The sequence below is a fragment of the Pseudofrankia inefficax genome (genome assembly GCF_000166135.1).
In the GTDB taxonomy this organism is placed as follows: domain Bacteria; phylum Actinomycetota; class Actinomycetes; order Frankiales; family Frankiaceae; genus Pseudofrankia; species Pseudofrankia inefficax.
Map to the genome: position 1 here is coordinate 2,882,191 of NC_014666.1, position 18,100 is coordinate 2,900,290.

The following is an 18,100-nucleotide window of genomic DNA, read 5'->3' on the forward strand; positions in this document are numbered from 1 at the left end:
CCTCGCCGTATGACAGCGGTAGGAAGCGCGCCGGCCACACCCCAGCGGGCGGGCACCAGGTCGGTGAAGGACTTTCTGGCCGCGGGCGAGATCTCCTACTCCTTCGAGTTCTTCCCGCCCAAGACCGCGGACGGCGAGCGGGCCCTCTGGCAGGCGCTGCGCGAGATCGAGGCGCTGCACCCGGCGTTCGTCTCGGTGACCTACGGCGCCGGCGGCTCGACCCGGGACGGCACGATCCGGGTCACCGAGCGGATCGCGGCCGAGACGACGCTGACCCCGATCGGCCACCTCACCGCCGTGAACCACTCCGTCGCCGAGCTGCGCCAGGTGATCGGCAGCTACGCCGGGGTCGGGGTGCACAACGTCATGGCGCTGCGCGGAGACCCGCCGGGCAACCCGCAGGGTGAGTGGGTCGCCCACCCGGAGGGGCTGCGCTACTCCAGCGAGCTGGTCGAGCTGGTGAAGTCGCTCGGGGACTTCTGCGTCGGCGTCGCCGCGTTCCCGGACAAGCACCCCCGCTCGCCAGACCTCGACAGCGACGCGGACTTCCTGGTCCGCAAGTTCGACGCGGGCGCCGACTACGCGATCACGCAGTTCTTCTTCGGCCCCGACGACTACTTCCGGCTGGTCGACCGGGTGCGGGCCCGCGGCTGCTCGGCCCCGATCATCCCGGGCATCATGCCGGTGACCAACGTCGCGCAGATCGAGCGGATGGCGCTGCTGTCCGGCGCGGACCTGCCCGCCGACCTCGTCACCCGGCTGCGCGCCGTGGCCGACGACCCGAAGGCGGTCCGCGAGATCGGCGTCGAGGTCGCCACCGACCTCTCCGAGCAGTTGCTCGCCGGTGGCGCGCCGGGCCTGCACTTCATCACCCTCAACCGCTCCAGCGCGACCCGCGAGATCTGCCAGGCCGTCCGAGCGCGGCGCGCCGGGCCCGCCGCCTAGGCGGGGGTCTGGGGGTCGTCCCCCGGGGCGGCATTTAGGAGGCGGACTGCGGGAAGCTGACCGAAGGTCAGCGAACAGGGTTCGCCCACCCCCGCCTCCTAATCCTGGTCCTCGTAGGCGTCGAAGACGCACAGCAGCCACTCGTCCCGCAGCGGCTGCTCGCGGACCAGGGCGAAGCCGGCATCGTTGGCGGCGTCGACGACGGCCATGACCAGGCCCAGGTCGAGCGAGCCGAACACGGGCGTGATCTTGACAGCCAGCACCACCTGGTCACGGCGGGTGTTGAAGAACTCGGCCGGGTCAAGGTCGTCCACACTGTCGACGACGCCCGAAATCTGCTCGCTCACGCGGGGGACTCTACGGGGAGGCGACGGTGGGCCGCGTGCGTACCCCCGTGCCGGCACGGGACAGCTACCTGCGTGCGTGGTCCGTCACCCATGGTGGGTACGACCCCGCGACCGGCGGCGCGCTCGTCCGCCGCTGGCTGGGCCTGACCTACCTGCTGGCCCGGCCGCTCGCCGCCCTGGGGGCCCCGCCGGCGGCGGTGACGGCCGTCGCGGCGGCCCTCCCGGCACTCGCGCTGGCTCCGGCCGCCGCCGGCGGGCGCTGGCCGCTGCTCGCCGGGGTCATCGTGCTCGCCAGCGCCGTGCTGGACAGCCTCGACGGCGCCGTCGCGATCCTGCGGGACCGCGTGAGCCCCGCCGGCTTCGTGCTCGACTCGGTGGCAGACCGGGTCGCCGACGCCCTCTACCTGATCGCGCTGTGGCTGCTGGGGGCGCCTGGCTGGCTCGCCGTCGCCGCGGCGGCCGCCCTGTTCCTGCTGGAGTACACCAGGGCCCGGGCCGGCAACGCGGGCTTCGGCGAGATCGGGGTCGTCACGGTGGGGGAGCGGCCGACGCGGGTGATCCTCACCGTCGTCGGGCTGCTCGCCGCAGGGGTGCTCCCGGGGCTGCGGGAGCCGGTGGCCGCCGTGGCGACGGCGGCCGTGCTCGCGGTCGCCGTGGTTGGCCTCGGCCAGCTCGCCGCCGTGCTGCGGCGCGTCCTGCGGCGACGGTGAGCGCGGCCGTCCCAGCCGCCGCGGGCCCGGATCAGGCCGGGCCGACGAGGTCGGCGACGATCCGGGCGGACAGGGCGACCAACGGCAGACCCCCGCCGGGGTGGCTGGAACCACCGACGAGGAACAGCCCAGGCACCGCCGTCCGGTTCGCCGGCCGCAGGAACGCCGCCCGGGCGCCGTTGGACGACGAGCCGTAGATCGAGCCACCCGGCGTGCCGGTGCGCCGCTCGAGATCGGCCGGGCTGATCGGCTCGTACCAGCGCAGCCGGTCCCGGACGTCCAGGCCACGCGCGGCCATCAGCTCCAGCACCCGGGCCGCGTAGGTCGCGACGAGTCCCGGGCGGTCCCAGTCGATGCCAGCTCGGCCTGGCCCGGGGTCGTGCGGCGGCGCGTTCACCAGGACGAACCAGGCCTCGCAGCCAGCCGGGGCGAGCGTCGGGTCGGCGGGCGCGGACACGTACACGGTCGGGTCGGTCGGCAGCCGGCCGCGGAAGACCGCGTCGAACTCGGCGTCGTAGTCCGCTGGGAACAGCACCGTATGGTGGCCCGTTCCGGCAGGCCCACTGGTCCCGGCCGCGCCTGGCCCGTCGGTGGGTGGGCCGAGGGCCAGGAGCAGGGCGAAACCGGACAGGGACGGCGTCGCCCGGCCGCCCGGCCAGCGGCCGGGCCGCCCCCCGGCCGAGCCGGCGAGCAGGCCGCCGTAGACCGTCGCCGCGTCCGCGTTGGCGACCACGACGTCGGCCGGCAACCGGCCACCGTCGGCGAGGATCACCCCGTCGACCCGGCCGCCAGGCCCACGGGAGATCGTCATCACCGGGGTGTCCAGCCGGATCTCGGCCTTGCGCTCGCGGGCCCGCTGGGCGATCGCCTCGCCGAGGCGGTACAGGCCACCGGGCACGTACCAGCCGCCGTACCGGCGCTCGATGTGCGCGATCACGGCGAGCGCGGCCGGCGCGCGGCGTGGGTCCGAGCCGGTGTAGGTCGCGTACCGCTCGACGAACATCCGCAGCCGGTCGTCGCCGAGGTACCGCGCGGCCACGCCCCGCAGGGTCCGGCCGGCGGTCACCGCGCCGATCCCGCCCGGATGGGCGGCGGCCAGGCGCAGCAGCCGGCCGGCGGACATCGGGCCGGACAGGAACGAGTCCCGGGTGACCTCCCAGACCTTCGCGGCATGCGCGTCGAAGCGAGCCCACTCGGCGCCCGCGCCGGCGTACAGGGTGTCGTCGAGCTCCGCGCGCAGGTCGTCGTCGCCTGCGCGGGCGGCGAAACCGGAGCCGTCGGCGAACCGGTAGGTGGCGATCGGGTCGAGGCGGCGCAGCTCGACGCTGTCGGCCAGCGCCCCGCCGGTCGCGGTGAACAGCTCCTCGAAGACCTCGGGCATGGTCAGCAGCGACGGCCCGGTGTCGAACGAGAACCCGTCCCGGGAGTACCAGCCGAGCTTGCCGCCGAGCTGGGGTGCCTGTTCGCACACCGTGACGACGTGGCCGGCGGCCGCGAGCCGGGCCGCCGCCGCGAGCCCACCGACGCCCGCGCCCACCACCACGATCCTCGCCACCCGGCGACTCTAACGATCCCCGGCGCCACGCACCGCCGCGACAGGGAACCTCAGTGACAGGGAACCTCAGTGACAGGGAACCTCAGTGACAGGGAACCTCAGTGACAGGAACCTCAGTGGACCGGGCGGCCCTTCCAACGCAGTGTGCCCCGCCTGTGCCGCCACCAGGACAGCCCGGTGAGCCAGGCCAGCGCGCCGATCGACACCGGGTGGGCGGCGGCGTCCGGCCAGCCTCGCCCACGGGTGGCCCTGGCGGTGACCAGCCGGCCGGCGACCCCGGCCAGGTAGCCGGCCAGGCCGGCCCGCGAGCCGCGCAGCGCGGCCAGCGCCGGCAGCACGAACAGCCACCCGAGCAGGCCCAGCTGGGCGGCGCTGGCCGCCGGCCGGCCACCACCCGCCGCCCACAACGACTTGGCGTACCCGTCGCGCAGCTCGCCGGCACCGCGGTACATCCGGGTCACGGCGAGGTCGGTCCCGTCGGCGACCACACCCCGCCCGCCGGCCCGCTTCACCGCCCGCAACAACGCGAGGTCCTCCAGCACCTCGGCACGCACCGAGGCGTGCCCGCCGGCCCGCCGGTAGGCGGCGGCGTCGACGCAGAGCAGCTGGCCGTTCGCGGCCGACAGCGAGCCGCGCCGGGAGCGCTCGGCCGCCCGCAGCGGCAGCAGCGCCAGGAACGACCACTGCAGCAGCGGCTGGACCAGCCGTTCCAGGACGCCGAGCGCCTCCTGGCGCGGGTACGGGCAGACCAGGTCGAGCCCGGCCTCGCGCAGCAGCCCGACCGTACGGGCCACCGCGTCCGGTTCGACCGTCACGTCCGCGTCGACGAACACCAGCACCGTGCCGGTGGCCGCCGCGGCGGCCCGGTCGCAGGCGTGCGGCTTGCCGAGCCAGCCGTCGGGTGGGCCGGCCCCGCGCTGGAGCGCGACCCGGGGGTCGGCGGCGGCGAACGCCGCCGTGATCGCGCCGGTCGCGTCGCGGGAGGCGTCGTCGTGGACGATGACCTCCAGGTTCGGGACGTCGGTCGAGGCGAGCACGGCCGCGACGCAGGCACCGATCCGCTCGGCCTCGTCGCGGGCCGGCAGCAGCACGCTCACCCGCTCGGCGACCGGTCGGGCCGGCGGCGGCCGTCGCCAGATCTGGGTGTTGACGGCGGCATGCGCCGCGACCAGCGCGGCCCCGGCCGAGCCGGACCAGACCGCGCCGCGGGCGGCCACCCCCACCAGCCGGGCCGTCCTTGCCCGGGCGGTCATCGCGGCGGGTCCGGGTCGGTCGGGTCCGGGTCGGTCGGGCCGTGGGGGGTGCGACGGGCCCGAGTACCGGGCCGTCGCGCCGGGAGGGGCCGCCACCGGAGCGGTCCGCCGCCGGTGGCGAGCAGGAGCGGGAGCCCCATGCCGATCCCGCCGGCCAGGGCCACCAGGGGCTGCCCGAAGAACGCCACACAGGCCAGCAGCCATGACCCGTACGTCCACCACACGAGACACAGCGGCACCCTGTCCCCTGGGGGCCACCCGGCTACTCCGTCCCCGGCGACGTTCCCGGCATGACCGCGGGTGGGGTCGGGCAGACGGTCCAGCACGGCGACGAGGACGGTGCCGACGACCAGCCAGCCGGCCGTGTTGGTCAGCGGGATGCCGTTGAGGCCGGGGCCGTCGCTGGGTGCCCAGGCCCAGAAGCCCTCGGCGACCATCCTCGGGTCGAGGAACAGGTCCCAGCCGGCCAGCAGCGTCCCGCCCACGAGCGCGGTCACCGCCTGGCCCGCCGGGCCCGGCCCGCGGATTGTCGTGGCGGCGTGACGGCCGAACAGCAGGGCGGGGTAGGCCATCATCGACCAGGCCAGCGGGATGATCACGGGAACGCCACCGATCTCGGGGCCGAGACCGTTGGTGTAGGCATACCGTCCGAACGGCCAGCCGGTGCGCAGCCCGACCACCTCGGCCACCAGCCCCAGCACGATCGTGAGTGTCAGATAGCGCGCGGTGAATCCCCAGCCGCGCCGGTGCGCGGCGTGGCTCACCGAGGCGGTGAAGAACGCCAGCACCTGGGCGGCCGTCAACCAGGCCCGACCGGTCCCACCGGCCGCGAGCAGCGGGTACGGGATCTGCACGGCGACCACCGCCCCGGCCGCGAGCCAGGGCAGCGCGCCCGCTACCCGGCCACCAGGGGGGCCTCCGGGCATCGTCCGCCCGCGCTGGGAACCCATCGGGGTGGCCCGCCCGCGCCGGCTGCTCGTCGCGGTAGCCCGTCCGGTCGGCGCGTCCGCCTGGCCGACATCCGGGTGCCGGTCGCCCGCGGCCCGGGCGCCGCCGGGCCTCCTCTTCTCCTGGACGTGGTCCGCGTTCTCCTGGACGTGGTCCGCGCGGCCACCGCTGGGCGAGCCAGCTGGGGGGCCGCCGAACGAGTCCGGGCCGAGACGCACGTCTCGGAGGTCTACAACGCTCGGGCGGGCCGGCCGAAACGGGCGGCCATCGCGCCACGGCGGTGCCGTGGGCTGGGCGGCGGCAGCTCCTTGCCGAGCACCGCGTAGGGGGTGTAGCTGCCCGGGAAACGGAAGTTCGACAGCAACGGGACGAAACCCTCGCTGGCGTAGAGCCGGCGGGCCCGGCTGTCCGGCAGCTCCAGCGCGGACAGCGCCGCGGTGCGGTAGGGCACGTCGCGCAGCAGCTCCCGCAGCAGCTCCCGGCCGATGCCCTGGCCCTGGTACTCCGGCAGGACGTGCAGCTCGACGATCTCGAGGCAGTCCTCCAGCCAGTGCACCGACGCGGCGGGGGACAGCGCGGTGGCCACCACGTCATGCCACCACTGACCCTGCCTGCCCGGCATCGCGTAGGTGACGCCGACCAGGGTGTCGTCGGAGGTCAGCGCGGCGACCGCGCGCAGGTCGCGCCGTTCCGTGTGCCGGCGGGCGTGCGTCATCCGGTCGCGGGCGGCGCGGACCGGATCCGCCTCGTGCACATCCAGGAAGGCCGCCTTGTAGACGGCGATCACCTCACCGAGGCGGGCACGCATCCGGGCGGGCGTCCAGCGCACCAGCCTGATGTCGGCACTCGCCAAGGCCTGCCTCGCAGTGAGTGGACGGGCGGTCGGGAGGTTGACGATAACCCGGCACTCTCGCCCCGTGCCCGGTGACCGAGTAACTGTCTCAAACGGGACACGGTGTGTCATCGCGCCGTCGTGGAACCGTCAGGACGCAGCGGATCCCGGCCGTCGACGGTGCCATGGCCGGCGAGGACCGCGAACCGGGCGAACAGCTCCTCGGCGTACCAACCGACCTGCCCGGTCCGGCGGACGACGGCGGCGTGCGCCGGGCGCCGGTAGGCGAACGCACGGACGGCGGCGAGGCTCGGCCAGACGCTGAACGTGCCCTGCAGCCCGATCGGCGCCTCCCCGATCCCGATCGCGAGCGTCGGTGCCACCGGGCCGTGCGGCTCGTCGGGGGAGGCGGCCAGGGCCGCGAGATCGGCGGCGACCGGAGGCGCGGCCCGCCAGAAGCTGACCGCGTGCCGGGGCGCGAGCCGGGCCCTGGTCAGCACCGCCACCAACCCTGGCGCCACCGGTTCCCGGGTTGGGGGCGCTGTGCCAGCTGTCCCGCCGGCCGCGGATTCGCTGCCTTTCAGGTCCGGGACCGCCGCCAGGTCCGGGACCGCCGCCAGGTCCGGGACCGCCGCCAGGTCCGGGACCGCGGCCAGGTCCGGGGTCGCTGCCAGGCCCGGGGCCAAGGCCGGCCCGCCTGCGTGATCGCCGTTTGTGCCCTCCAGTGGTTGCGGAACGGCCGTGAGCGCGACCACTGGAGGGCCGAAGTCGCGATCATGGATGGCGGGTTGGCCCGAGGCCGCAGGGGTCCCGGCTGGAGGGTTCCCCGCCGGTGGGGGGCCGAAGGGCTCGCGGCCGGACCAGCGGCCACGCCAGGCGAGCGGGCACAGCTCGACGTGGAAGTGCTCGTCGGCGATCCGCCCCCAGGACCGGGCGACCGGAGAGCCCCCGAACGCCTCGGCGGCGGCCGGGCTGTCCCAGACCGCGACCAGCCCCCAGCGGCGCGGCTCGGCGTCCCGCGGAGCGAAGGCCCCGGGGGTGCCGGTGCCGACCAGCCTGGCGAACGTGAGCCCGTCCGCGCGGCGCAGCCGTGCCCGGTCCAGGGCCATCCGGCCGAGCGCCCCGCCGATCCGCCGGGTGGGTACCCGCCACAGGTCGACGGTCACCAGCGGCCGCCCGGTGGCGCTCGGCGGCCAGCCGAGCGGCCCTCCCGGCGACGTCTTCTCCCACGACATTGACGCCTCCTCCCGGCCGGGCTACCGTCATCCTTGTTCGAACTTGTGTTCGAACAAAGTGTCGTTCGGACCAACACCGCTCGAACCAACATCGTTCGGACCAACACCGTTCGACACGCGACGTCGTTCCAGCAACATCGTTCAGCACCATGCCGGGCGGGCCGGCGACCGCACCTGGCGACCAGCCGGCGCGGTGGACCTCGGGAGGGTGGAGATGACCAGCCAGCCAACACGGCACCAGCAGTCGTCCGTGCCACAGCAGGCCGGGCGTCCGCCCGTGTGCCCGCAGCCCGCCCTGCATCCCGTCCGGCCTCGGCCCCCGCAGTCTGCCAACGGGGTACGACAGGTCGCGTCGGCCGACCAGCGGGCCATGGTCCCGGCGGCCGGGATGCCGCGGCGTTCCCGGGACGATCTGCTCGCGGCGGCCCGGCACGGACTGGCCGAGGCGGCCTTCGCCCACCCGGCGGGGGAGCGGTACGCGCTCGCGCACCTGGCCGCGCTGCGGGTGGCCGCGGCGGTGCTGGCGGCCCGGGCCAGGCCGCGGCCGGGCCGGCGTGGCCGGCCGGTGAGCGCCTGGCGGCTGCTGGCCCAGGTCACCCCGGAGCTCGGCGAGTGGGCCGACTTCTTCGCCGCGGGCGCGCCCCGGCGCGCCGCGGCCGAGGCCGGGCTGTCCGTCGTGTCCATCCGCGAGGCCGACGACCTCGTCCGGCAGGTGGAGATCTTCCTCGGGGTGGTCGAGGAGGTCCTGGGCCTGCCGTCTCAGCCGGCGCTCATCGGGGCGGCGGCGCCGGTGGCGCGTTCCGGGACGGACTAGCCGTGCACCCGGTCCGCGCCCGCGGCTTCCCGAAGTCCCGTGACGCCCACACCCGTGACATCCACACCCGTGACGCCCACACCCGTGACATCCACACCCGTGACGCCCACACCCGTGACATCCAGCCCCGTCACATCCAGGCCCGTGACGCCCATCCGGTGGGGCGGCCGCCCGGCCGCCCGGAGCCGGTGCTGGCCGCGCTGCGGGACCTGCGGGAGCTGCGGGACCTGCGAGAGATCACCCACGGCGGGCCGGCCGACCCGCCTGATCTCGGTGACCCTGACCGGCTGCTGCCGGTGCCGGCGGCACTGGCCGGGCTGCTGCCCCGACGGGCGCTGGCACGGGGGACGACGGTGGCCGTCGAGGGGTCGGCCGCGCTGCTGCTCGCCGTGCTCGCCGAGCCGTCCCGGGCCGGGGCGTGGTGCGCGGTGGTCGGCTGCCCGGCGCTCGGCCTGCTCGCCGCGGCCGAGGCCGGGATCGCGCTGGACCGGCTGGTCCTGGTACCCGAGCCGGGCCCGCGCTGGCCCGTGGTCACCGCGGCCCTGATCGACGCCCTGGACGTGGTGGCGGTCCGCCCGCCGGCGGGAGAGCGGACGGCCGGCTCGGCCCGACGGCTCGCGGCCCGTGCCCGTGAGCGGGGCTGCCTGCTGCTCCCGGTCGGTGCCGGCTGGGAGGGCGCGGAACTGCGCCTGACCGCGGCGGAACGGTCCTTCCACGGCCTCGGCCAGGGGCACGGGCACCTGCGCGGGGCCCGGCTGCTGGTCCAGGTGTCCGGCCGGGGCGCGGCCAGCCGGACCCGCCACGGCTGGCTCACCGTCGCCGGCCCCGACCCCGTCGTCGAGCTCGACACCACCTCCGGCCTGAGCCCCGCCACCGGAGGCCCCGCCTTCGGACTGGACGGCGTCATCGCCCAGAGCCGGGCGGCTGGCCTGGAAGGGGCTGGCGCGGTCGCCGGGCTGGACGGCACCGCCGGGCCGCGCCCGGCCGCCGAGCCGGCGGCCGGCGTGGCGCGAGAGCTGCACGTCGTCGTCGAGGGGGCCGCGTAGTCATGCCCGTGCGGATGCTGGCTGTGCACTGCCCGGACTGGCCGACGCTGGCCGCCGGGATCGGCCCCGAGGTGCCCGCCGCCGTGATCGAGGCGAACCGGGTGGTGAGCGTGACCGCTGCCGCCCGCGCCGCCGGGGTGCTGCCCGGGCTGCGCCGGCGCGACGCCCAGGGGCGCTGCCCGCGGCTGCGGCTGCTGGCGGCCGATCCCGATCGGGACGCCCGGGTGTTCGAGCCGGTGGTGGCCGCGGTCGAGACCGTCGTGCCCGGCGCCGAGGTGACCCGGCCGGGCGACTGCCTGGTGCCGGTCCGCGGCGCGGCCCGCTACTTCGGCGCGGAGGCCCTCGTGGTCGCCCAGATCCGTGGCGCGGTGGCCGCCGTCGCGGGCGACTGCCGGATCGGGATCGCCGACGGGCCGTTCGCCGCGGGGCTGGCCGGCCGGCTCGGTGAGACGGTGCCCGCCGGGGCCAGCGCCGGCTTCCTCGCCGGGCTGCCGGTGGAGCTGGTCGACCGGCCGGAGCTCGCCGGGCTGCTGCGCCGGCTGGGGCTGCCCACCCTGGGCGCGTTCGCCGCGCTGCCGGCGGCCCAGGTGCTCGACCGGTTCGGCCCGGACGGGGCGCTCGTCCACCGGCTGGCCAGGGGCGACGACGAACGGCTGCCGGAGCCCCGGGCCGTCCCCCCGGACCTGACCGTCGACACCCGCCTCGACCCGCCGGCCGACACCGTCGAGCAGGTCGTCTTCACCGCGCGCCGCCTCGCCGAGGACTGCCACGCGAAGCTGCTGGCCGCTGGCCTGGCCTGCGCCCGGGTCGCGATCGAGGCCGAGACCGAGAACGGGGAACGGCTGCGCCGGGTCTGGCGGCACGACGGCCCGCTGACCGCCGCCGCGATCACCGACCGGATCCGGTGGCAGCTCGACGGCTGGCTGTCCGCCGCGGCCCTGGCGTCGGAGGCCAGCCGGGCCGCCCCGCCCGGGACCGGCTATGGGCCCGGGTTGGCTGGGCCTGGGTCGGCTGGGGCCGGGCACGGGCCGACGGCGGGCGTGACGTGGATCCGGGTGGTTCCGGAGGACCTGCTGGCCGCCGACGGCCGCCAGTTGGGGCTGTGGGGTGAGCCGGGCGCGGCCGACGGCCGGGTGCGCCGGGCTCTCGACCGGGTCCAGGGCCTGCTCGGGCCGGAGGCGGTCCTGACCGCCGAGGTGCGCGGCGGGCGTGACCCCGCCACGGCGGTCCGGCTGGTGCCGTGGGGCGAGCCCCGCGGGCCGCGCGACGCCCTCGACGCGGACCGGGCCGGCGCCCCCTGGCCCGGGCGGCTGCCCGCGCCCGCGCCGGCGACCGTGCTCGCCGAACCGCGTCCCGCCCTGCTGCTCGACGCCGCCGGCGAACCGGTCGTCGTCAGCGGCCGGACGGTGGCCACCGGGGCGCCGGCCTGGCTGGCCGTCGACGGGCGCCCGCCGGTCCGGGTGACCGGCTGGGCTGGTCCCTGGCCGGCCGACGAGCGCTGGTGGGAGCCTTCCGGCCGCCGCCGCGCCCGTTTCCAGCTGACCACCGAGGACGGCGACGCCCGCCTGCTGTTCGTCGAGGGCGGTCGATGGTGGTGGGAGGCGTCCTACGGCTGAGCCGAGCGTGGTCGGGCCGGTCGGTGTGAGGACCGGCCCGGTGCCGGACCCGGCCTGGTTCGCCCCGTCTCGCATTCGCGCATGATCGCCGTTTGCGCCCTGCGGTGGTTGCGATCGAGCCCGGAATGCAACCACGGGAGGGCCGAAACGACGATCACTCAGGCCAGGCCGGGTCGACGTTGGGGCAGCGGCACTAGATGTGGTGACCAAGTACGCCGTGGCAGCGCGCGGCGGTGCCTGCCGGGGCGGCCCGGCGTCTGGGGGATAGGCGTGAGCTGGTGGAACCCGGCCGTTTCGTGGGCGGAGCTGGAGCGGCGGATGTCCGGGCGCCCACCCCAGCCGGGCGGGCAGGGCGGCCCGGAGGGGGATGGCGGGGACGCGCCCGCGTGGTCGAGGCACCGGGAGCCCTACCGGCCGGCCCCCGAACTGGTCGCCGCCGCGGCCGCGGCCCGCGCCGAGGGGGCGCCCGGCGTTGACGGCGCGGCCAGGCCGGCCCCGGCGGCGGCCCCGTACGCCGAGCTGCACTGCCACTCGGCGTTCAGCTTCCTCGACGGGGCCAGCCAGCCGGAGGACCTGGTCGAGGAGGCTGCCCGGCTCGGGCTGTCGGCGCTCGCGCTGACCGACCACGACGGCATGTACGGGGTGGTCCGGTTCGCGGAGGCAGCCGAGCAGGTGGGCCTGCGGACGCTCTACGGGGTGGAGGTCTCCCTGGCCCCGGGCCCGGACCGGCCCGTGCCGGGGCCGGACACGGGGGAACCCCGTCCGGGCCCGCGTCGGCCGGGGCCGCCCGGGGAGGCACCGGCCCCGCGCCCGGGGGTGCCCGACCCGGTCGGGGACCACCTGCTCGTGCTGGCCCGGACTCCGGAGGGGTACCGCCGGCTGTCGCGGGCGGTGTCCGACGCGCACCTGGCCGGCGGGGAGAAGGGCCGCCCGCTGACCAGCCTGGACGTGCTCGCCGCGGCGGCTGGCGACGGACACTGGCAGATCCTGACCGGCTGCCGCAAGGGGCTGGTGCCCGCCGCGCTGGCCGCCGGCGGCCTCGACGCGGCCCGGGTCGCCCTCGACGGGCTGGTCGGCCGGTTCGGCCGGGACAACGTCGCCGTCGAGCTGTGGGACCACGCGCACCCGCTCGACTCGGACCGCAACGACGCCCTCTACGGCCTCGCCCAGGAGGCCGGGCTGACCTGCGTCGCCACCAACAACGTCCACTACGCCACGCCGTCGGCCGGTCGGCTCGCCGCGGTGATGGCCTCGATCCGGGCCCGCCGGTCGCTCGACGAGATGGACGGCCACCTGCCACCGGCCGGCGCCGCGCACCTGCGTTCCGGCGCCGAGATGACCGACCGGTTCGCCCGGTATCCGGGCGCGGTGGAGGCGGCGGCACGGGTCGGGACCGAGAGCGCCTTCAACCTGCGGCTCGTCGCCCCGAGGCTGCCGGACTTCCCGGTGCCGCCCGGGCACACCGAGGCCAGCTGGCTGCGGCTGCTGACCATGCAGGGCGCGGCCCGCCGGTACGGGCCGCCGGTACGGGAGCGGGTCGGCGGCGCCTACGACCAGCTCGCCCATGAGCTCACCCTGATCGAGTCGCTCGGCTTCCCCGGCTACTTCCTGATCGTCCACGACATCGTCGAGTTCTGCCGCCGGGAGGACATCCTCTGCCAGGGCCGCGGCTCGGCGGCGAACTCGGCGGTCTGCTACGCGCTGGGCATCACCGGCGTCGACGCGGTCTCCTTCGGCCTGCTGTTCGAGCGGTTCCTCGCCCCGGAGCGGGACGGGCCACCCGACATCGACCTGGACATCGAGTCCGGCCGCCGCGAGGAGGTCATCCAGTACGTCTACGGCCGCTACGGGCGGGACCGGGCCGCCCAGGTGGCCAACGTCATCAGCTACCGGTCCCGCTCGGCGGTGCGCGACGTCGCCCGCGCCCTCGGTTTCTCCCCCGGCCAACAGGACGCCTGGTCCTCCGGCATAGACCGCTGGTCCCCACTACCCGCCGCCGCGCCGCCCGCCCCGCCGGCGGCCGTCCCGGCCGTGCCCGCCGCGGTGACGCCCGGGCCGGGCCAGGCCGTGGAACCGGCCGACCGGATCGGCACAGCGATTCCGGTCGAGGTGGTGGGGCTCGCGGGCCAGTTGCTTGGGTTTCCGCGTCATCTGGGCATTCACTCGGGCGGGATGGTGATCTGCGACCGGCCGGTGGCCGAGGTGGTGCCGGTGGAGTGGGCCCGGATGCCGGGGCGGACCGTCATCCAGTGGGACAAGGACGACTGCGCCGTCGCCGGGCTGGTCAAGTTCGACCTGCTCGGCCTCGGGATGCTGGGCGCCCTGCACCTCGCGTTCGCCCTGATCCGGGACCACCACGGGCGTCACCTGGACCTGGGGGAGATCCCGCCGGAGGACCCGGCCGTCTACGACATGCTCTGCGCCGCGGACTCGATCGGCGTCTTCCAGGTGGAGAGCCGGGCTCAGATGGCGACCCTGCCCCGGCTGCGGCCACGCCGGTTCTACGACCTGGTCGTCGAGGTGGCGCTGATCCGGCCCGGGCCGATCCAGGGCGGCTCGGTGCATCCGTACATCCGGCGCCGCAACGACCTCGAGGAGGTCACCTACCCGCACCCGCTGCTGGAGCGCTCGCTGAAGAAGACCCTCGGCATACCGCTCTTCCAGGAGCAGCTCATGCAGATGGCGATCGACGTCGCCGGGTTCACCGCGGCCGAGGCGGACCAGCTGCGCCGGGCGATGGGCGCCAAGCGGGCGACCGAACGGATCGACCGGCTGCGCGAGCGGTTCTACCAGGGCATGGCCACCAACGGGATCACCGGCGCGGCGGCCGACGAGCTGTACACGAAGCTCGCCGCGTTCGCGAACTTCGGCTTCCCGGAGAGCCACTCGGTCAGCTTCGCGTTCCTCGTCTACGCCAGCGCCTGGATCAAGCTGTACTACCCGGCGGCGTTCTGCGCGGCGCTGCTCAACGCCCAGCCGATGGGCTTCTACTCCCCGCAGAGCCTGGTCGCCGATGCCCGCCGGCATGGCGTCACCGTGCACGGCCCCGACCTGAACGCCTCCGGCGCGGGCGCGATCCTGACCGGCGAGGGGCGGCCCGCCGGGCTGGCCGAGCCGGTGTGGGACGGGGAGCCGGCCGGTGAGCCGGTCGGGGACGTGCCGGCTCCTGCCCGGATCGGGGTCGGGGCCGCGGCCGGCCAGGCCCCGCCGAACGGGGAAGCAGACGGCTTGACGGGGCCGCGGCATCCGGCGGTCCGGCTGGGCCTGGCCGGGGTCCGCCTGATCGGGACGGCGAACGCGGAGCGGATCGTGGCCGCGCGCGACGTAGGCGGGCCGTACCGGGACATGGCGGATCTGGCGCGCCGGACCGGCCTGGCCGCGGCCCAGCTGGAGGCGCTGGCCACCGCCGGGGCGTTCGGCTGCTTCGGCCTGGCCCGCCGGGAGGCGCTGTGGGCTGCCGGCGCCGCGGCCCAGGCGAGGCCCGACCGGCTGGAGGGGACGGCGCTGGTCGGGGATCCGGCGGCGGTCGCGGCGCACCTGCCCGGCATGTCCGGCGCGGAGGAGATCGTCGCCGACCTGTGGGCGACCGGGATCACCCCGAGCCGCTACCCGACCGAGTTCGTCCGGGACCGGCTGGACGCGCTCGGCGTGGTGGTCGCCACCCGGCTGGCGCGGCTCCCGGGTGACCGGCGGGTGGTCGTCGCCGGCGTCGTCACCCACCGGCAGCGCCCGGCGACGGCTGGTGGGACCACCTTCCTCAACCTGGAGGACGAGACTGGCCTGGTGAACGTGATCTGCTCCCGGGGAGTCTGGGTCCGTCACCGTGTGGTGGCCACCTCCGCGCCCGCGCTGATCGTCCGCGGCCGGCTGGAGAAGGCCGACGGCGTGGTGAACGTGATCGCCGAGCGCCTCGAGCGCCTCCCGCTCGCCGTGGCCCGCCGCTCCCGGGACTTCCGGTGAGGCCGGGTGTCGGGGCGCCCGTCGCCGGATCACCCCCGTTCGATTACCATCGGTTATCTTCACGGTCGCCTTGGTTACCGAACGTAGGGATAGCCGATGTCTCGATGGATGGTGACGGTCGCCGGAGTGTCGGTGGGAGGCCTCGTCGTCGGCGTGGTCATCGGGTTCTCGCTGCCCGCCCGATGACGGTCCCGGCCGCGGCGCCGTCGACGGGCCCGCCGGTGGACGGCCGGGCGGGCCCGCCAGCCCAGCCCGCGGGCGCGTACCGGGCGGCGGAGCGGGCCGACCCGCGGCACGCCGCCGTGTGGCGGGCGCTCACGGATGTACTCGCGGCCGGTCCGGCCGGCACCGGGGCCGGTCCAGCCGGAGCCGGGCTGACCGTGGTCGACGCCGGCGGGGGCAGCGGCGGGTTCGCCGTGCCACTGGCCGAGCGTGGCCACCGGGTGCTGGTCGTCGACCCGAGCCAGGACGCCCTGGCCGCCCTGGCCCGCCGGGCCGCCGACGCGGGGGTGGCCGCGCGGGTGACCGGCCGGCAGGGTGACCTGAGCGAGCTGAGCGCCGTGGTCGGTCCTGACCTCGCCGCGGCCGGCGGCGCGGACCTGCTGCTGTGCCACGCGGTCCTCGACCGGGTCGACGACCCGCGGCGAGCCCTCGCGACGGTGCTGCGGGTGCTGCGGCCCGGCGGCTGGCTGAGCCTGCTCGTCCCGGGCCGGGCCGGCACCGTGCTGGCGCGCGCGCTCGCGGGCAGGTTCGACGAGGCGGCCCAGGCCCTGGCCGGCCCGTACCCGCCGGCGCCTGGCCGGCGCCTGGCCGGCGAGACCCACCGGTTCGACACCGACGAGATCGTCGGCCTGGTGCGCGCGGCCGGTGCCGAGGTCGTCGCCGTGCACGGGGTCCGTGTGCTCACCGACCTCGCGACACCGCCGGCAGGCGGCGGGGACGAGCGGGAGCCCGCGGCCGGCTGGGCCGAGCGGCTGGCCGACCTGGAGGCCGCCGTCGCCACCCGTCCGCCCTACCGGGACCTCGCCGCCCAGCTGCACGTCCTCGCCCGTCGCACGGAGGCCGGACCGTGACCGGCGCGACGGCCGGCCCGGCCGGGACGGGCACCGACCGGTCGGTGGGCAGCCCGATCCTGCATGTCGACATGGACGCGTTCTTCGCCTCGGTGACCCTGCTGGAACGCCCGGAGCTACGCGGCCGGCCTGTGATCATCGGCGGCGGGACGCGCGGCGTCGTGCTGTCCGCGACCTATGAGGCACGCGCCTTCGGGGTGCGCAGCGCGATGCCGCTCGCCCGGGCGCGCCGGCTGTGCCCGCCGGCGCTGGTGCTCCCGCCCGAGCGGCACCGCTACCACGAGGTCTCCACCCGGGTGATGGCGATCCTGCGGGACATCACCCCGCTGGTCGCCCCGCTCTCGGTGGACGAGGCCTTCCTCGACGTCTCCGGATCCAGGCGGCTGTTCGGTACCCCGGCCGAGATCGCTCGGCTGATCCGCGCCCGGGTACTCGCCGAGGAGGGCCTGACCTGCTCGGTCGGAGTGGCGCCGACGATGTTCGTCGCCAAGATCGCCTCGACCCGGTCCAAGCCCGACGGCCTGCTGGTGGTGCCGGCGGGCGGGGTGCTGAGCTTCCTGCACCCCCTGCCGACCTCCGCCCTGTGGGGCGTCGGCCAGGCCACCGAGGCGGCGCTGGACCGGCTGGGGCTGCGCACCATCGGCGACATCGCCGACTGCCCGCTGCCGACGCTGCAGCGCGCGCTCGGCCAGGCCGCCGGCGCGCACCTGAACGCCCTCGCGCACGGCCGCGACGAGCGCGCCGTGGACCCCGGCTCGACCGAGGTCAGCATCAGCGCCGAGCACACCCTGTCGGTCGACAGCTCCGACCAGGACGCCCTGGCCCGGGAGTTGCTGCGCCTGTCGGGCCAGGTGGCCCGGCGACTGCGTGACCGCGGCCGGGTCACGAGGACCGTCAGCATCAAGATCCGGTTAGCCGACTTCAGCACGCTCACCCGGGCGCGCACGCTGCGCGAGCCGACCGACGTGAGCCAGGAGATCTACCGGGCCGCGCTGGAGCTGTTCCACGAGGCCGGCTTCGCCGGCAAGGCCGTCCGGCTGGTCGGAGTGCGGGCGGCGAACCTGGCGGACGCGGGCGGTGCCGGCCACCAGCTCGCGTTCGACGAGCGGCCGGTCGGCTGGTCCCAGCTCGACCGGGCCACCGACGCGGCCGGGCGCCGATTCGGGACCGGCTCCGTCGGCCCGGCCAGTCTGCTGCCCCGCCAGCCGAGGCGGCCGGAGAGCATCTGAGCCGAGCCGCGTCTCAGTCGAGCGTCCGCGGCTGGCGGGCGTCCGTCGACGAAGGTCTCGACGGCATGGCCAGGGTGGAGCGCGTCACGATCCGCGACGCCGGCGGGTCAGCCTTCCCAGCGACGGCGCCAGCGCTCCTCGACCCGCTCCATGAAGGTGGCACGGGTGCGCCGGCGCGCGGCCGTCCCGCCGCGGCGGGGGTCGGCGCTGCGCCCGCTCATCCGGCGCAGGTCAGCCGCTCCGCGCAGCGCGGCGGTCAACATGATCGAGAAGCCGAGAATGCCCAGGATGACGGTCAGCGTGGGTAGCTGGCTGAGAACGACGCCCACCACGAGGACAGCGAGGCCGAGGACAAAAAGCACCGCGTTGCGACGGATCCGTCGAACCAGGTAGGTCCGCGGGTTCGTGGACCGGACCGCGCTCGCGAATTTGGGGTCGTCCTCGACAAGAGCGCGCTCGATCTGCTCGAGCATGCGCTGCTCGTTCTCCGAGAGCGGCATCTACGCACTCCTCCCGCGACCCCAGCTCCTCAACCGG

Annotated in this window: 15 protein-coding genes; 8 read left to right on the top strand and 7 right to left on the bottom strand. The window is 76.2% G+C overall.

The genetic code is table 11. The annotated features are described in order from the left end of the window. The first annotated feature begins 9 nt into the window (after positions 1–9). Positions 10–945 carry a methylenetetrahydrofolate reductase [NAD(P)H] gene (metF, locus tag FRAEUI1C_RS11690; RefSeq protein WP_013423504.1) on the top strand — a complete coding sequence of 312 codons (936 nt, stop codon included), beginning with the start codon at positions 10–12 and terminating at the stop codon, positions 943–945. A 98-nt stretch (positions 946–1,043) separates the two neighbouring features. On the opposite strand, the gene FRAEUI1C_RS11695 is transcribed toward metF, so the two are convergent. Beyond that, positions 1,044–1,292, bottom strand: a complete 249-nt coding sequence (locus tag FRAEUI1C_RS11695; RefSeq protein ID WP_013423505.1) for a hypothetical protein — start codon at positions 1,290–1,292, stop codon at positions 1,044–1,046. A gap of 35 nt (positions 1,293–1,327) precedes the next feature. Between FRAEUI1C_RS11695 and FRAEUI1C_RS11700 the strand changes: the two genes are divergently transcribed. Further along, positions 1,328–2,002, top strand: coding sequence for a CDP-alcohol phosphatidyltransferase family protein (locus FRAEUI1C_RS11700; RefSeq protein WP_157734909.1), 675 nt, complete (start codon positions 1,328–1,330; stop codon positions 2,000–2,002). 31 nt (positions 2,003–2,033) lie between these two features. Here FRAEUI1C_RS11700 and FRAEUI1C_RS11705 read toward each other — a convergent pair whose 3' ends face one another. The 5 genes from FRAEUI1C_RS11705 to FRAEUI1C_RS42155 form a co-directional block, all read right to left on the bottom strand. Beyond that, positions 2,034–3,557: a phytoene desaturase family protein gene (locus tag FRAEUI1C_RS11705; RefSeq protein ID WP_041259208.1), complete on the bottom strand. Its 1,524-nt coding sequence runs from the start codon at positions 3,555–3,557 to the stop codon at positions 2,034–2,036. A gap of 113 nt (positions 3,558–3,670) precedes the next feature. Continuing rightward, positions 3,671–4,810 (bottom strand): glycosyltransferase family 2 protein, encoded by a 1,140-nt coding sequence (locus tag FRAEUI1C_RS11710; protein ID WP_013423508.1) that lies wholly within the window; start codon positions 4,808–4,810, stop codon positions 3,671–3,673. After that, positions 4,807–5,976: a carotenoid biosynthesis protein gene (locus FRAEUI1C_RS11715; protein WP_013423509.1), complete on the bottom strand. Its 1,170-nt coding sequence runs from the start codon at positions 5,974–5,976 to the stop codon at positions 4,807–4,809. The genes FRAEUI1C_RS11710 and FRAEUI1C_RS11715 overlap by 4 nt, the downstream gene beginning before the upstream one ends. Positions 5,977–5,987: 11 nt before the next feature. Continuing rightward, complete coding sequence (locus FRAEUI1C_RS11720) at positions 5,988–6,611, bottom strand: GNAT family N-acetyltransferase (protein WP_013423510.1); 624 nt, start codon at positions 6,609–6,611, stop codon at positions 5,988–5,990. A gap of 107 nt (positions 6,612–6,718) precedes the next feature. Continuing rightward, complete coding sequence (locus FRAEUI1C_RS42155) at positions 6,719–7,825, bottom strand: hypothetical protein (RefSeq protein WP_013423511.1); 1,107 nt, start codon at positions 7,823–7,825, stop codon at positions 6,719–6,721. A gap of 370 nt (positions 7,826–8,195) precedes the next feature. Between FRAEUI1C_RS42155 and FRAEUI1C_RS11735 the strand changes: the two genes are divergently transcribed. From FRAEUI1C_RS11735 to dinB, 6 genes are all read left to right on the top strand, one after another. Then, complete coding sequence (locus FRAEUI1C_RS11735) at positions 8,196–8,639, top strand: SAV_6107 family HEPN domain-containing protein (protein ID WP_041259210.1); 444 nt, start codon at positions 8,196–8,198, stop codon at positions 8,637–8,639. A gap of 2 nt (positions 8,640–8,641) precedes the next feature. Next, positions 8,642–9,685, top strand: coding sequence for a DnaE2-dependent mutagenesis accessory factor ImuA' (gene imuA' / locus FRAEUI1C_RS40920; protein WP_013423513.1), 1,044 nt, complete (start codon positions 8,642–8,644; stop codon positions 9,683–9,685). A gap of 2 nt (positions 9,686–9,687) precedes the next feature. Beyond that, the gene (locus FRAEUI1C_RS11745) at positions 9,688–11,301 is read left to right on the top strand and encodes a DNA polymerase Y family protein (RefSeq protein WP_013423514.1); all 1,614 of its coding nucleotides are present in this window, start codon (positions 9,688–9,690) and stop codon (positions 11,299–11,301) included. Positions 11,302–11,571: 270 nt separating this feature from the next. After that, entirely contained in the window at positions 11,572–15,261 is a 3,690-nt protein-coding gene (locus tag FRAEUI1C_RS11750) for an error-prone DNA polymerase (RefSeq protein WP_041259212.1), read from the top strand. Positions 15,262–15,443: 182 nt separating this feature from the next. Further along, entirely contained in the window at positions 15,444–16,334 is an 891-nt protein-coding gene (locus FRAEUI1C_RS11755) for a methyltransferase (RefSeq protein ID WP_013423516.1), read from the top strand. Beyond that, the gene (dinB, locus tag FRAEUI1C_RS11760) at positions 16,331–17,563 is read left to right on the top strand and encodes a DNA polymerase IV (RefSeq protein WP_013423517.1); all 1,233 of its coding nucleotides are present in this window, start codon (positions 16,331–16,333) and stop codon (positions 17,561–17,563) included. The genes FRAEUI1C_RS11755 and dinB overlap by 4 nt, the downstream gene beginning before the upstream one ends. A gap of 107 nt (positions 17,564–17,670) precedes the next feature. On the opposite strand, the gene FRAEUI1C_RS11765 is transcribed toward dinB, so the two are convergent. After that, complete coding sequence (locus FRAEUI1C_RS11765; protein WP_013423518.1) at positions 17,671–18,063, bottom strand: SCO2097 family morphological protein; 393 nt, start codon at positions 18,061–18,063, stop codon at positions 17,671–17,673. Positions 18,064–18,100 lie beyond the last annotated feature (37 nt).